Below are 15,893 nucleotides of genomic sequence, written 5' to 3'. Positions count from 1 at the left end.
TGTGGGAGCGGGCTTGCTCGCGAAGGCCGCACCTCGGCCTTCCTGAAAAAAACGCAAAAAAAAACGGAACCCGTAGGCTCCGTTTTTTCATGCCACCAACCCGAATCAGGCCAGTTTCTTGTGGCGTACCCGGTGTGGCTGGGCAGCCGCTTCGCCAAGGCGTTTTTTGCGGTCGGCTTCGTACTCGGTGTAGTTGCCTTCGAAGAACACGGCTTGCGAGTCGTCTTCGTACGCCAGGATGTGAGTCGCGACGCGGTCCAGGAACCAGCGATCGTGAGAGATCACAATGGCAGCGCCCGGGAAGTCCAGCAGGGCTTCTTCCAGGGAACGCAGGGTTTCAACGTCGAGGTCGTTGGACGGTTCGTCGAGCAGCAGGACGTTACCGCCCTCCTTCAAGGTCAGCGCCAGGTGCAGACGACCGCGCTCACCACCGGACAGGTCCTTGACGAACTTCTGCTGATCGCCGCCCTTGAAGTTGAAGCGACCGACGTAGGTACGCGACGGAATCTCGTAGTTGCCAATGCGGATCTGGTCCGAACCGTCGGAGATCTGCTGGAACACCGTCTTGCTGCCGTCGAGGTCTTCGCGGCTCTGGTCAACGCAGGCCAGTTGCACGGTTTCGCCGACTTCGATGCTGCCCGAATCCGGCGTTTCCTTGCCCATCAGCATGCGGAACAGGGTCGACTTACCGGCACCGTTACCACCGATCACGCCAACGATGGCGCCTTTAGGCATGGAGAACGACAGGTTGTCGATCAGCACGCGATCGCCGTAGCCCTTGGTGACGTTCTTGAACTCGATGACCTTGTCGCCCAGGCGAGGACCGGCCGGGATGTAGATCTCGTTGGTTTCGCTTCGCTTCTGGAATTCCTGCGACTGCATTTCTTCGAAGCGTTGCAGACGTGCCTTGGATTTCGACTGGCGGGCCTTGGCGCCTTTGCGCACCCACTCCAGTTCTTCCTTCATGGCTTTTTCGTGAGCCGACTGCTGCTTGGATTCAGCAGCCAGACGGTCGGATTTGGCTTCCAGCCAACCCGAGTAGTTGCCTTCATAAGGAATGCCCGCGCCGCGGTCGAGTTCCAGAATCCAGCCTGCAACGTTGTCCAGGAAGTAACGGTCGTGCGTGATCGCGACCACAGTGCCCGGGAAGTCATGCAGGAAGTGCTCAAGCCATGCAACGGAGTCGGCATCCAGGTGGTTGGTCGGCTCATCGAGCAGCAGCATGTCCGGGGCGGACAGCAGCAGACGGCACAGGGCCACACGACGTTTCTCACCACCGGACAGGTGTTCGACCTTGGCGTCCCAGGCCGGCAGACGCAGGGCGTCGGCCGCGACTTCCAGTTGACGCTCCAGGTTGTGACCATCGCTGGCCTGCAGGATCGCTTCGAGCTTGGCCTGTTCGGCAGCCAGCTTGTCGAAGTCGGCATCCGGGTCGGCGTAAGCGGCGTAGACCTCGTCCAGACGCGCTTGCGCATCCTTGATCACGCTGACTGCTTCCTCGACCACTTCACGCACGGTCTTGGTCGGATCAAGTTGTGGCTCTTGCGGCAGATAACCGATGTTCAGGTCCGGCATCGGACGAGCTTCGCCCTCGAACTCGGTGTCGACGCCGGCCATGATTTTCAGCAGCGTGGACTTACCCGAACCGTTGAGGCCGAGTACGCCGATCTTGGCGCCGGGGAAGAACGACAGCGAAATGTTTTTCAGGATTTCCCGCTTCGGCGGAACAACTTTGCCCAGCCGATGCATGGTGAATACGTATTGAGCCATGGAGAACCTTGGGTCAGTGACAGATGAATGATTGGAGCGCAGGCGATGCCCGGCCAGACCATGCGCGTCGTTCACTTAATGGTGATCAATGCGTGCGCGCTGAAAAAAGTCTGATTCTAGGAGCTGGAACGCTCCCGCGTAACCGGCAAAGCTACCTGAATGACCGGTGGCAGTCCAGCCGAGTGGGGCTGGCACTTCGCCACAACTCAAGGCATGCTAGCCGCCCTTCGGGCGTCCGGCTTATAGTGCACGTCGCGCCAGTCCAGCCAAACCGCAGGATTACAGCTTGTCCAATGTCACTCCGCCAGCCTCTGTGAGCAGCACCCAACCGGCGCCCGGCTCGCCCCTGCGCGGAACATTGAAAGGCGCACTGGCGACCCTCGTGCTGTTGTTGCTGGCACTGCTGTTCTGGCAACTGCTCGATCAACTGCGCGAAACCCAGAAAAACCAGCGCCAGTACACCATCGACTACACCGCCGACCTCGCCTCGCAGGTCAGCCTGAACATGTCGCTGAATGCGCAAATCGCCCTCAACCTGCTACCGATCGTCGAACAGCCACAGTCGTCCGACGAACAGCAGGCACTGCTGCGCAAGCTCCAACAATCGCTGCCGGACCTGCGCAGCCTGGCCCTGCTCAGCCCCTCCGGGAAAATCATCAGCGACAGTGCCGGTGACAGCCACGACGCCGACTACCTCAGCGAACTGGTTCGCCGCAGCCGCGCCCAGGCGCATTACTTCAGCAACGCCGACGACGGTTCGGTGGTGCATCTGTTATTGCATCAGGCCAGTGGCAACACGCGCGGCTACTGGGCGTTGCGCCTGACCCCGACCTTCTTCGACTCACTGACCAAACAGGGCGAGACCGGCATCCGCCCGTTGTGGCTGGTGGAAAACCGCCTCAACCATCAGATCATCAGTCGCGACGAAGCACTGCCTGCGGCCAGGCCTGGCGTGCTGAGCCCGGACGACATGGCCAACACCGTGCTGACCGTGCCCCTGAGCAGCAGCGACTGGCAGTTGCGCGGGTTGTTCGACCGCCAGCGCGTACTCGAAGAACTGCTGCCGGCGTTCATCGGCAAATGTTTGCTGGGCCTGGCGTTCTCGTTGCTGCCGGTGATCGCCCTGCTCAACATGCGCCGCCGTCAGCGTCAGTTGCACGAAGGCCGCCGGCGCTATCAGGATATTTTCGAAGGCACCGGCGTGGCGTTGTGCGTGCTCGACCTGTCCGGCCTCAAGCAGGTGTTCGACAAGGCGCAGATCCAGACCAGCGACCAGCTCAAGGCCTGGCTCGACCAACCGGCCCAGCGCCAGCAACTGCTGCAAGAGCTGCGCGTCACCGAGGTCAACCAGGTGGCGCTGCAACTGCTCAACGTCAATTCCTGCGAGCACGCCTGGCAACTGCTGATCGACGGTCAACCGCACCACCAATGCGCTATCGGCAACCAGGTGCTCGACGCCGTTCTGCAGCAGCAAAAGCAGCTGGAACTGGAAATCAGGCTGCCAGACATCAACGGTCGCGACCAGCACCTGTGGCTGGTGCTGCGCCTGCCGCAGGAGCAGCACGACTACAAGGCTGTGATCCTCAGCATCAACGACATCACCAGCCGCAAGCTGATCGAGCTGTCGTTGCTGGAGCGCGAAGGCTTCTGGTCGGACGTGGTGCGTACCGTGCCGGATCATCTGTACGTGCAGGACGTGATCAGCCAGCGGATGATTTTCAGCAACCACCACTTGGGCCAGACCCTCGGTTACAACCGCACCGAACTGCACCAGATGGGCGAGTATTTCTGGGAAATCCTCCTGCACCCGGAAGACGCCGACTATTACCACCGCTCGCGGCAGATGCAGCGTCACGCCGGTTACAGCCAGTTGCTGCAATGCCAGTTGCGCTTCCGCCATCGCGACGGCAAGTGGCGGCGCTTCGACATCCGTGAGCAGGCGCTGGCCCGGGACAAGCACGATCAGGTCACGCGGATCATCGGCGTGGCCAAGGACATCACCGAGCAGATCGAAGCCAGCGAATCGCTGCGCGACAGTGAACAGCGCTACCGGATGCTCGCCGAAAGCATCAGCGACGTGATTTTCTCCACCGACAGCAAACTGTCGCTGAACTACGTCAGCCCCTCGGTGCAAGCGGTGCTGGGTTACGACGCCGAGTGGATTTTCCAGAATGGCTGGCAGTCGACCATCGCCAACCCGCAGCAGCTATCCGGCATCTACACCCTGATGGACCGGGTCAGCAAGGCACTGGACAAACCCGAGCAACTGGCCTTGTTGCGCAGTCAGGTACAGACACAACTGTTCCTGTTCGACTGCCTGCGCGCCGATGGCCGCAAGATCCCGATCGAGCTGCGTCTGGTGCTGGTGTGGGACGAGCACGGTGCGTTCGAAGGTGTGCTCGGTGTCGGTCGCGATATCAGCCAGCAGCGCCGTGCCGAGAAAGACCTGCGCATGGCCGCCACGGTTTTCGAGCACTCGACCTCGGCGATTCTGATCACCGACCCGGCCGGTTACATCGTCCAGGCCAACGAGGCGTTCAGTCGGGTCAGCGGTTACGCGGTGAGCGAAGTCCTCGACCAGTTACCGAACATGCTCACCGTCGACGAGCAACAGGACGCGCACTTGCGCTACGTGCTCAAGCAACTGCATCAGCACAGCACCTGGGAAGGCGAAGTCTGGCTCAAGCGGCGCAACGGCGAGCACTACCCGGCGTGGGTCGGCATCACCGCGGTGCTCGACGATGAAGGCGATCTGGCCAGTTACGTGTGCTTCTTCAGCGACATCAGCGAGCGCAAGGCCAGCGAGCAACGCATCCACCGCCTCGCCTACTACGACGCCCTGACCCACCTGCCGAACCGCACGCTGTTCCAGGATCGCCTGCACACTGCGCTGCAATCGGCCGAGCGGCAGAAGTCGTGGGTGGTACTGATGTTCCTCGATCTGGACCGTTTCAAACCGATCAACGACTCCCTCGGCCACGCCGCCGGCGACCGCATGCTCAAGGACATGGCCACGCGCCTGCTGGCCTGTGTCGACGATGACGACACCGTGGCGCGCATGGGCGGCGACGAGTTCACGCTGCTCCTGCAACACCGCTCCAGCCGCGAACTGGCGCTGAACCGGGCGATTCATGTGGCCGAGCAGATTCTCGCCAGCCTGGTCAAACCGTTCGTGCTCGAAGGCCGCGAGTTCTTCGTTACCGCCAGTATCGGCATCGCCCTGAGCCCACAGGACGGCAACGAACTCAGCCAGTTGATGAAGAACGCCGACACCGCGATGTACCACGCCAAGGAGCGTGGCAAGAACAACTTCCAGTTCTATCAGGCCGATATGAACGCCAGTGCGCTGGAGCGTCTGGAGCTCGAAAGCGACTTGCGCCACGCGCTGGAGCAGAACGAATTCGTCCTGTACTACCAGCCGCAATTCAGCGGTGACGGCAAACGCCTGACCGGCGCCGAAGCGCTGCTGCGCTGGCGTCATCCGCGTCGCGGTTTGGTGCCGCCAGGGGATTTCATTCCGGTGCTGGAAGAACTCGGCCTGGTGGTGGATGTCGGCGACTGGGTGATCAGTGAAGCCTGCCGCCAGCTCAAGACCTGGCATCAGAACCGGGTGCGCGTTCCCAAGGTGTCGGTGAACATTTCGGCGCGGCAGTTCTCCGACGGTCAGCTCGGTACGCGCATCGCCACGATCCTCAAGGAAACCGGCCTGCCGCCGGCATGCCTGGAGCTGGAACTGACCGAAAGTATCCTGATGCGCGAAGTCAGCGAGGCGATGCAGATTCTCGCCGGGCTGAAGAACCTTGGCCTGAGCATCGCAGTTGATGACTTCGGCACCGGTTACTCGTCGCTGAACTACCTCAAGCAGTTCCCGATCGACGTGCTGAAAATCGACCGCACCTTCGTCGACGGCCTGCCGTCCGGCGAGCAGGACGCGCAGATCGCACGCGCGATCATCGCCATGGCCCACAGCCTGAACCTGGCGGTGATCGCCGAGGGCGTGGAAACCCATGAACAACTGGACTTCCTGCGCGAGCACGGTTGCGATGAGGTGCAGGGCTATCTGTTCGGCCGGCCGATGCCGGCGAGCCGGTTCGAGGCGCAGTTCAGCAATGATGCGCTGTTCATGTTCGACTGAGTTTTTGCGGTGCTGCCCATGATGCCTTCGCGAGCAAGCCCGCTCCCACCGTTGCCCGCATCGCCCTGAAGAAACCAGGTAATCATGGGAGTGGCCTGCTTGCACAGTTGACCGCATCTCTGCTGAAGAAACCGGGTTGAGTGTGGGAGCGGGCTTGCTCGCGAAAGGACCGGCACCGACGCCTGAAGAATCTGCGGCGCTGCCATCGCCAGCAGGCTGGCTCCCACAAGGATTGATGCCGGTCAGGGAATTTGCAGGCTGTCGCGATTAATGTGGGAGCCAGCCTGCTGGCGATTGGGCCGGCAAAAGCACCGCACATCTGTCATGAACGCCACTTGTCTGCGACATGATGTCGTTTCATATGCCATCCAAAACCCATTGGGTTAGAATGCCCCCCTTTTCTGCCCCCGATCCTTGAGGACCGCCATGTTCAGCCGTGATTTGACTATTGCCAAGTACGACGCCGACCTTTTTGCCGCCATGGAGCAAGAAGCTCAGCGCCAGGAAGAACACATTGAGCTGATCGCTTCGGAAAACTACACCAGCCCAGCGGTGATGGAAGCTCAAGGCTCGGTCCTGACCAACAAATACGCCGAAGGTTACCCAGGCAAGCGCTACTACGGTGGTTGCGAGTACGTCGACGTTGTTGAGCAACTGGCCATCGACCGCGCCAAAGAGCTGTTCGGCGCCGATTACGCCAACGTTCAGCCACACGCCGGTTCGCAAGCCAACGCCGCGGTTTACCTGGCTCTGCTGCAAGGTGGCGACACCATTCTGGGCATGAGCCTGGCCCACGGTGGTCACCTGACCCACGGCGCCAGCGTTTCGTCCTCCGGCAAGCTGTACAACGCCGTGCAGTACGGCATCGACGCCAACGGCCTGATCGACTACGACGAAGTCGAGCGTCTGGCGGTTGAACACAAGCCGAAAATGATCGTGGCCGGTTTCTCTGCCTACTCGCAGATCCTCGACTTCCCGCGCTTTCGCGCAATCGCTGACAAGGTTGGCGCCTACCTGTTCGTCGACATGGCCCACGTGGCCGGTCTGGTCGCCGCTGGCGTCTACCCGAACCCGGTGCCTTTCGCTGACGTGGTCACCACCACCACTCACAAAACCCTGCGCGGTCCACGTGGCGGTCTGATCCTGGCTCGCGCCAACGCCGAGATCGAGAAGAAGCTGAACTCCGCCGTATTCCCGGGCGCCCAGGGTGGCCCGCTGGAGCACGTGATCGCCGCTAAAGCGATCTGCTTCAAGGAAGCGCTGCAGCCTGAATTCAAGGCCTACCAGGAACAAGTGGTGAAGAATGCCCAGGCCATGGCCGAAGTGTTCATCGAGCGCGGTTTCGACGTGGTGTCCGGTGGTACCAAGAACCACCTGTTCCTGCTGTCGCTGATCAAACAGGACATCTCCGGTAAAGACGCCGACGCCGCGCTGGGCAAAGCGTTCATCACCGTGAACAAGAACTCCGTGCCTAACGATCCACGCTCGCCGTTCGTCACCTCCGGCCTGCGCTTCGGTACCCCGGCTGTAACCACTCGCGGCTTCAAGCAAGCAGAGTGCAAAGAGCTGGCTGGCTGGATCTGCGACATCCTGGCTGACCTGAACAACGAAGCGGTGATCGACGCCGTTCGTGAGAAAGTCAAAGCCATCTGCAAGAAACTGCCGGTCTACGGCGCTTAATTGCGACGCTAAAACCGCAGCATGAAAAACCGGCCAGTGATGGCCGGTTTTTTTTCGCCTGCTGGAATACGATACCCCCTCTCTTCCGGGATCATTACTTTCTGCCCCTGAAACTTGAAACAAAAACTCAAGTAAAAACACGACCATCAACCAACTTAGTTGTTAGTGTTTGCCCGAGACAAATGAATAGCCCAGTAACAACTGGAAAACTCATAAACCAGTCTCTTAACAATCACTAAAACCATAACACTCAGAACTCAAGGAAGAGCTCATGACCACAAACAGGCAGAAATCCTTTATAGCAACACTGGAACTTGACCATCATGATCTGGATATCCTCGGGGCGTTATATGAAACATCAATCCTGCGCGCCGACACATCCTTTTCGGGTGGTTTTTATACCGGAGCTTCCAGCAAATTCAATGACGCTCATCTGCTGGGTCGCCGTCCGCACGGGGAAGTAAAAAATGCTCCACCCATGACCATTTACTTCCGCTGCACCGATGACTATTACCACCTCTACATCCGATCCCACGCCACTCATACCGGCCATTGCATCAGCAAGGATGCCGCCGGTGTGCTGGGTGCCTTCTTGCCGGCAGGCGCCGACACCAGCTCTTTCAGCCTGCTGAGTCTGGACAATCGGACCATCACTCTTGAGGACATGGGCCATGATATCCAGCGGGTTCGGCTCAAGGCACGCAATGGCGAACAGATCAGCGCCGTTCGTCGCCGAGGCGCCCCCTACAGCTACCTGGCCGGGACCAATAACGACGGAATTCCGTTCACGCTGCGAATCATGGAACGCAGCGCATCGTTCCTCAGTGATCCAGACGAAATCTGACAACACAAGCATTCGAATGCTTGCGCACACTTGCGCACACTTGCGCCCAAGCGACTTATCTATTCGCCTTAAAAAAGAAAACACTTATGAGCACCGACCAGGAAAATTCTTTTACTGCAACCCTTAGCACTCGTTTTGGTTACCCTCACTTTCCGAAGTTGACCTATGGCAGGGCAATCAGTACTCCGCGCCCGGATTACGAGGCCTTCGCCTTCTCCCACCATTTAGATGTTTCACACTATTTGTTTCTCAAGCCCGATGTAGCGCCCGACGCCTTGACCTTTTATTTCAGGTGCCTAGACGACTATTACACCCTCTACATTTTCACACCGGGCGCGTATTACTACAGAACCATCAGCCGTGAAGAAAAAGACTTCTTGAATGCTTATTCAACCGAAGATGGAGATCAAACCACGTTCAACTTGCTGAACGCCAAAGGCAACATCATCACCCTCGATCAGATCGACACGGATACCCCCAGCGTCAGAATACAAACCCGAGGCGGCGCTCTGCTGTGCGCAGGGCAAAGTCGCAATAAACACGATCCCAAAGTGGGCACTTTCGTTCGCACCGATTTCAATCGCAGTGCAGGTGTTCTGGACTTCAAACTGAATATCCTGCAACGCAACGTGCCCTACTGAGCAGGTTCAAAACCAGTAGTCTCAGCACCAAAACAGCCCGGCGAGCATGGCCGGGCTTCCGTCATTTCGAACGTCTTTCCCGCAATCACTGAGAGGAGCACCACTGGTCAGACCGGTCATGCCATTTTTGTTTTTTCCCCTTGTACTCCAGAAAAACCCCAGCGTAGACTGCGCCTGCACTGGACATACCGGTAAGACCACAATAATTAAGTCCTGAATCTGATGTGCCCCGCACACGGCAGCCAGGACACCGACCAGGATTCCTCCCATGCTCAGATGGTGCTCGCGTTCAATCTTCCTCCAAGTGGTTCTCGGACTGGTGCTCGGCATCGTCTGCGGGCTGACCCTTCCTGAATACTCGGCCCAGCTCAAACCGCTCGGCGACGGCTTCATCAAACTGATCAAGATGCTTATCGGCCTGATCGTGTTCTGCGTGGTGGTCAGCGGTATCAGCGGTGCCGGCGACCTGAAGAAGGTCGGGCGCATCGGCCTCAAGTCGGTGATCTACTTTGAAGTGCTGACCACCATCGCGCTGGTGATCGGTCTGGTCTTCGCCTTCAGCACCGGGATCGGCAGCGGCGCGAATATCCATCTGGAGCAGCTTTCCGCCGCAGACATGGGCGACATCGCCGAGCGCGGCCAGCACATGCACACCACCACGCAATTCCTGATGGACCTGATCCCGACCTCGGTGATCGGCGCCTTTGCCGACAACAACATCCTGCAAGTGCTGCTGTTCTCGGTGCTGTTCGGCAGTGCATTGAATCTGGTCGGTGAAGCGGCTTCCGGGATCTCGCGCCTGATCAACGAACTGAGCCACGTGATCTTCCGGATCATGGGCATGATCGTGCGTCTGGCGCCGATCGGCGTGTTCGGCGCCATCGCTTTCACCACCAGCAAGTACGGCCTCGACTCGCTGCAACACCTGGGCAGTCTGGTCGGCTTGTTCTACCTGACCTGCATGGCCTTCGTCAGTGTGATCCTCGGTCTGGTGATGCGTGCCTCCGGCCTGCGCCTGTGGCCGTTGCTCAAGTATCTGCGCGAAGAACTGCTGATCGTCATGGGCACCGCCTCCTCCGACGCCGTGCTGCCGCAGATCATGCGCAAACTCGAACACCTGGGCATCGGCAGCTCGACAGTCGGGCTGGTGATTCCCACCGGCTACTCGTTCAACCTCGACGGTTTTTCGATCTACCTGACCCTGGCCATTGTGTTCATCGCCAATGCCACCGGTACGCCATTGGCGATGACCGATCTGTTGACGATATTGCTGGTGTCGCTGATCACCTCCAAGGGCGCCCACGGCATTCCCGGTTCGGCATTGGTGATTCTCGCCGCGACGCTGACCGCGATTCCGGCGATCCCGGTGGTCGGGCTGGTGCTGGTGCTGGCGGTGGACTGGTTCATGGGCATCGGCCGGGCGTTGACCAACCTGATCGGCAACTGCGTCGCCACCGTCGCCATTGCCCGCTGGGAAAAGGACATCGATGTGCAGCGCGCGAACAAGGTGCTCAACGGCGAGCAGGGCTATACCTTTCAGCCGAGAAAACCGCTCGCCCACGCGGCGGCCAAAGAATTCTGAATGACCGCCGTGCCTGCACCACCGCAGGCACGGCGCATGGAGCCAATACGTGATTACTACATCAACCGTCGTCAACTCAGTGGTAGAGAAACTGCGCGCCGCACTGGCCCGTGGTCAGTGGCGCTCCGGCGACATGCTGCCGGGCCAGCGCGAACTGGCCGAGCAACTGGGCATCAGCCGCCCGAGCCTGCGCGAAGCGGTGATCGTGCTGGAAACCCTCGGCCTCGTCCGCTCGATGCCGGGCAAGGGCGTGGTGGTGCTCGACGCCCAGCTCAGTGACAGCCAGAGCCACGACAGCGCCGTGGCCGGCGCCAGCCTCGAAGACGTGCTGCAACTGCGCTATACCCTTGAGCCGTTCATCGTCGGTCTGGTTGCGCAGTCGATCAGCAGCAAGGAGGTCGGGCAACTGCGCCTGACCCTGATGGACATGCGCGAAGCGCTTGAAGCGGGCGACAGCGAAGCCGGAGTCAGCGCCTACATCGCCTTCCACGAAGAGCTGTTCACCCTGACCTCGAACCCGATCTTCCAGAGCGTGGTGCAGCAAACCAGCAATGCCCTCAAGCAAAGCGCCGAAGTGCTGCGCAACTCGCCTGAGCACCTGGCCGAACGCCTTGAGGAAAACGAAGCCGTGGTGCGCGCAATCCGCAGCAAGAACAGCGCGCAGGCCAGTGCCGAAATGCGTCGGCACATCCTGCGCGAAGGCCAGCGGATGGGTATCGAATTGAATATTCCGGAAGACAACTTGAGCCACTGAATTTACTCACTCTGGAGACCGGTCATGAACAGCCTCGCCACGTCGTCGCACAATCGCCAGATGTCGACGGCCCTGCCCTTCTCCCGCCTGCACGCGCCGGTGGATGATCTGTATCCCCGGCTGTTCGATGCGATTCTCGAACAACGTCTCGATGCTGCCAGCCGCTTCACCGAAGACAGCCTCAAGCAAATGTTCGGCGTCAGCCGCGCGGACGTGCGTCGGGTGTTGACGCAGTTGTCCCATGAGCAAGTGATTGTGCTGCGTTCCAATCACCGGCCGCGGGTGGCTGCGCCCGATACAGAGCAGACGCGGCAGACCCTGCACGCACGACGCTTGACCGAGAACACGTTAGTGCGACTGGCGTGTCAGCACGCGCAACCTGATGACTTGAAACGCCTGCGCGCATTGATCGAACGCGAGCGCCAGGCTGTGGATAAAGATCGACGCGCTGCGGCTATTCGCCTGTCCGGGGAGTTTCATCTGCAGTTGGCGAAGATGGCCGGAAATGCTCCGTTGGCGCATTTTCTTGGCAGCCTGGTACCGCTGACATCATTGGCAATTGCGCGAAGTGAGTGCCAGACGCACAGCTGTTGCGCATGGCACGAGCATTTGGCGCTGGTAGAGGCGGTGGAACGAGGCGATGCTTCCAGGGCCGGGATGCTGATGAATCGGCATCTGGATCATCTTGAGCAGGCACTGCTGGGTTCAGAGCCTGGATATTGTGTTGTCGGTTAGATCGCCTTCGCGAGCAAGCCCGCTCCCACAGTAGACTGCATTCCTCCTGACAGAATGCGGTCCACCGTGGGAGCGGGCTTGCTCGCGAAGAGGCCCTTCCAGCCGCCACAAATTCAGTTTTGCTGTGCAGCCACCAAGCCCCCCCCGCACAATGAACCGCATTCCTCCTGACAGAATGCGGTCCACTGTGGGAGCGGGCTTGCTCGCGAAGAGGCCCTTCCAGCCGCCACAAATTCAGTTTTGCTGTGCAGCCACTCGGGCAAACCCCGCCCGAATCTTCTCTTCCGGCAGATCATCGGCAATAAACACAATCACACTTTCCCGCGCTTCACCCTCGGCCCATTCGGTATCCCAGTCGAAACCGTAAAGTTTCAACACACCCTGAAACACCAGCCGCCGATCCTCACCGGCAATGCTCAGCACACCCTTGTAACGCAGCAATTGCTTGCCATGCTCTTCGAGCAGCTCATTCATGAACTCGCTGAGTTGATCGATATCCAGCGGCTGTTCAGTGCGCAGCACCAGGCTGGAAATACGGTCGATCGAGGGCGCCTTGCTCACCGGTCGCAGGCTGACCCCACCGCCAAGATCAGCATTGAGGTTGAAGCCACGCACATCGAGCAATTCCGCCAGATCGATGTTGCCATGCTCGACCACGCGAATCGGCGCGCGTCGGTTGATTCGCGTCAGGCGTTCGCTCAGCGCGGTGAGTGTCGCCTCGTCCACCAGATCGGTCTTGCTCACCAGCAAGCGGTCGGCGAAACCGATCTGCGCCTGGGCGATGGTCTGGGTCAGGTGCAGATCGGCGTGGGCGGCGTCGACCAGAGTGATGATGCCGTCGAGCAGATAGCGCTCGCGCAGTTCTTCATCGATGAAAAAGGTCTGCGCCACCGGGGCCGGATCGGCCAGCCCGGTGCACTCGATCACCAGGCGATCGAAAGCGATTTCACCGCTGTCCAGACGTTCGAGCAGCAGGTACAGGGCCTTGGTCAGATCGGTGTGAATAGTGCAGCAGACGCAGCCGTTGGCCAGGGTCATGACTTGCACCGGTTCGTCACCCAGCAACTGGGTGTCGATGCCCGCGTCGCTGAATTCGTTTTCGATCACGGCGATTTTCAGGCCGTGCTCGGCCTTGAGCAAATGGCGCAGCAAGGTGGTTTTGCCGGCACCGAGGAAACCGCTGAGTACCGTTACGGGTATGGGAGAGGACAAAACACGATCTCCTGAAAGAAACACAAAACAAATGTGGGAGCGGGCTTGCTCGCGAAGGGGTCGTGTCAGTCGACATCATTGCTCGATGACATACCGCGTTCGCGAGCAAGCCCGCTCCCACAGGGGATTACTTCAACCGTGCGCTGTCAGTTCAACAGCACTTTGGCCCACCCTTGCCGCCGTAACGCGCTTCCTGACGTTCGCGAAAAAACATCTCGTAGCTCATCACCGGTTTGTCCGGGTGTTTGGTTTGCATATGCTCGACATAGGTGTCGTAGTCGGGCATGCCGACCATCAGGCGCGCGGCCTGACCGAGGTATTTACCGAGGCGACTCAGGTCATTGAACATGGTGCAATCCTCTGGTTAAGCGTCCGGCAGAGCCTGGAATGGCGATTCTTTATCCGTACGCTCTTTTTTGCCCCAGGCGGCGATGCCGACCTTGAGCGCATAGAACAGGATGCTGAAGACCACGAACAGGAACAGCGCGGTGAGCGTTGCGTTTGTGTAGGCGTTGAAGATCACGTGCTGCATCTGGTCGATGCTCTTGGCCGGCGCGAGGATCTGACCATTGGCCAGGGCATCGCTGTATTTCTTGGCCAGCGACAGGAAGCCGATCGCCGGGTTGGCGTCGAACAGCTTGATGAAGCCTGCGGTGGTGGTACAGATCAGCAGCCAGGCCGCTGGCAGCAGGGTCACCCAGATATAGCGTTGACGCTTCATTTTGATCAGCACAACGGTGCCGAGCATCAGCGCGATACCGGCCAGCATCTGGTTGGAGATACCGAACAGCGGCCACAGAGTGTTGATGCCGCCCAGTGGATCGATCACGCCCTGGTACAGCAACCAGCCCCACATCGCCACACAACCGGCGGTGGCGATCAGGTTGGCGGTCCACGATTCGGTGCGTTTCAGCGCTGGAACGAAGGAGCCGAGCAGGTCCTGCAGCATGAAACGCCCGGCACGGGTGCCGGCGTCCACAGCTGTGAGGATGAACAGCGCTTCGAACAGGATCGCAAAGTGGTACCAGAACGCCATGGTGTTTTCACCCGGCAGGACACTGTGCAGGATCTGCGCAATCCCGACCGCCAGCGTCGGCGCACCGCCGGCACGGGCCAGGATAGTGGTTTCGCCGATGTCGTGAGCCACTGCTTGCAGCGCCTCAGGCGTGATCGCAAAACCCCAGCTGCTGACCATCTGCGCGACCGATGCCACGTCACCACCGACCACGGCGGCCGGGCTGTTCATGGCGAAGTACACGCCTGGCTCGATTACCGAAGCGGCAACCATCGCCATGATCGCCACGAACGATTCCATCAGCATGCCGCCGTAACCGATGTAACGGGCATTGGTTTCGTTATCCAGCAACTTCGGCGTGGTGCCGGAAGCGATCAACGCGTGGAAGCCGGACACCGCACCGCAAGCGATGGTGATGAACAGGAACGGGAACAGACCGCCTTTCCATACCGGGCCGGTGCCGTCGACGAACTGGGTCAGCGCCGGCATTTTCAGCTCGGGCATGGTCACCAGAATGCCGATCGCCAGCGCGATGATGGTGCCTATCTTGAGGAATGTGGAGAGGTAGTCACGTGGCGCGAGGATCAGCCACACCGGCAATACAGCCGCGACAAAACCGTAGCCGATCAGCATCCAGGTGATTTGAATACCGGTGAAGCTGAACGCCTTGGCCCATACCGGATCAGCTGCAATCTGCCCGCCCAGCCAGATCGAACCGAGCAGCAGCAACACGCCGATTACCGAGATTTCACCGATGCGGCCCGGGCGGATGTAGCGCATGTAGATGCCCATGAACATCGCGATCGGTATCGTCGCCATCACGGTAAAGATGCCCCACGGGCTCTCCGCCAGCGCCTTGACCACGATCAGCGCCAGCACCGCGAGGATGATGATCATGATCAGGAAGCAGCCGAACAGCGCGATGGTGCCGGGCACGCGGCCCATTTCTTCACGCACCATGTCGCCCAGGGAACGGCCGTTGCGACGGGTAGACATGAACAGGACCATGAAGTCCTGCACTGCACCCGCCAGCACCACCCCGGCAATCAGCCACAGCGTGCCGGGCAGATAGCCCATCTGCGCCGCCAGCACCGGCCCGACCAGAGGCCCTGCGCCAGCAATCGCCGCAAAGTGGTGACCGAAAAGAATGTGTTTGTTGGTTGGAACGTAGTCCAGACCGTCGTTGTTGAGCACGGCGGGGGTGGCCCGACGTGGATCGAGTTGCATCACATTGTTTGCGATGAACAGGCTGTAGTAACGGTACGCAACCAGATAAATGGCCACTGCCGCGACCACGATCCACAAGGCGTTGATCGCCTCTCCTCGGCGCAATGCCACTACGCCCAGGGCGCACGCTCCTACGATTGCCAGCACTAGCCAGGGTAAGTGGCGCAGCAGGCTATTATTATTTTTCATTTTATTATTCCAGCCAGGGTGGACAAGAAAGACAGCCACCTCGAGTTTAGCGCTACTGGCGGCAAAGACCATACCCCGACATTGGTCTAGACGCCCGTATGCACTGGCA

General features: G+C 59.8%; 11 protein-coding genes. 7 read left to right on the top strand and 4 right to left on the bottom strand.

Going from position 1 to position 15,893, the window contains the following annotated elements; all coding sequences use genetic code 11:
- Window positions 1-105: 105 nt before the first annotated feature.
- A complete protein-coding gene (gene ettA / locus U862_RS0101450; RefSeq protein ID WP_025108770.1) occupies window positions 106-1,770 on the bottom strand; it encodes an energy-dependent translational throttle protein EttA in 1,665 nt (554 codons plus the stop codon).
- A 286-nt stretch (window positions 1,771-2,056) separates the two neighbouring features.
- Here ettA and morA point away from each other — a divergent pair, with 286 nt between their 5' ends.
- From morA to U862_RS0101410, 7 genes are all read left to right on the top strand, one after another.
- Window positions 2,057-5,905 (top strand): cyclic di-GMP receptor MorA, encoded by a 3,849-nt coding sequence (morA, locus tag U862_RS0101440; protein WP_025108769.1) that lies wholly within the window; start codon window positions 2,057-2,059, stop codon window positions 5,903-5,905.
- A gap of 426 nt (window positions 5,906-6,331) precedes the next feature.
- Window positions 6,332-7,585 (top strand): serine hydroxymethyltransferase, encoded by a 1,254-nt coding sequence (gene glyA, locus U862_RS0101435; protein WP_007963781.1) that lies wholly within the window; start codon window positions 6,332-6,334, stop codon window positions 7,583-7,585.
- A gap of 271 nt (window positions 7,586-7,856) precedes the next feature.
- Window positions 7,857-8,429 (top strand): hypothetical protein, encoded by a 573-nt coding sequence (locus tag U862_RS30730; RefSeq protein WP_157836048.1) that lies wholly within the window; start codon window positions 7,857-7,859, stop codon window positions 8,427-8,429.
- 86 nt (window positions 8,430-8,515) lie between these two features.
- Window positions 8,516-9,070, top strand: a complete 555-nt coding sequence (locus tag U862_RS0101425) for a hypothetical protein (protein WP_025108767.1) — start codon at window positions 8,516-8,518, stop codon at window positions 9,068-9,070.
- A gap of 268 nt (window positions 9,071-9,338) precedes the next feature.
- The gene (locus U862_RS0101420) at window positions 9,339-10,652 is read left to right on the top strand and encodes a C4-dicarboxylate transporter DctA (RefSeq protein ID WP_025108766.1); all 1,314 of its coding nucleotides are present in this window, start codon (window positions 9,339-9,341) and stop codon (window positions 10,650-10,652) included.
- Window positions 10,653-10,701: 49 nt separating this feature from the next.
- On the top strand, window positions 10,702-11,406 hold the full coding sequence (locus U862_RS0101415) for a FadR/GntR family transcriptional regulator (protein ID WP_025108765.1): 705 nt from the start codon (window positions 10,702-10,704) through the stop codon (window positions 11,404-11,406).
- A gap of 24 nt (window positions 11,407-11,430) precedes the next feature.
- The gene (locus U862_RS0101410) at window positions 11,431-12,141 is read left to right on the top strand and encodes a GntR family transcriptional regulator (RefSeq protein WP_025108764.1); all 711 of its coding nucleotides are present in this window, start codon (window positions 11,431-11,433) and stop codon (window positions 12,139-12,141) included.
- A 234-nt stretch (window positions 12,142-12,375) separates the two neighbouring features.
- On the opposite strand, the gene yjiA is transcribed toward U862_RS0101410, so the two are convergent.
- The 3 genes from yjiA to U862_RS0101395 all read right to left on the bottom strand — a co-directional run bounded on the left by yjiA (window position 12,376) and on the right by U862_RS0101395 (window position 15,784).
- A complete protein-coding gene (gene yjiA / locus U862_RS0101405; RefSeq protein ID WP_025108763.1) occupies window positions 12,376-13,353 on the bottom strand; it encodes a GTPase in 978 nt (325 codons plus the stop codon).
- A 151-nt stretch (window positions 13,354-13,504) separates the two neighbouring features.
- A complete protein-coding gene (locus U862_RS0101400; protein WP_003228401.1) occupies window positions 13,505-13,702 on the bottom strand; it encodes a YbdD/YjiX family protein in 198 nt (65 codons plus the stop codon).
- A 15-nt stretch (window positions 13,703-13,717) separates the two neighbouring features.
- Window positions 13,718-15,784 carry a carbon starvation CstA family protein gene (locus tag U862_RS0101395; protein ID WP_025108762.1) on the bottom strand — a complete coding sequence of 689 codons (2,067 nt, stop codon included), beginning with the start codon at window positions 15,782-15,784 and terminating at the stop codon, window positions 13,718-13,720.
- Window positions 15,785-15,893 lie beyond the last annotated feature (109 nt).

Source organism: Pseudomonas sp. H1h, from assembly GCF_000633255.1.
GTDB lineage: Bacteria > Pseudomonadota > Gammaproteobacteria > Pseudomonadales > Pseudomonadaceae > Aquipseudomonas.
Note: the sequence above shows the minus strand (reverse complement) of the source record. Positions and strands in the feature narration are given on the sequence as shown.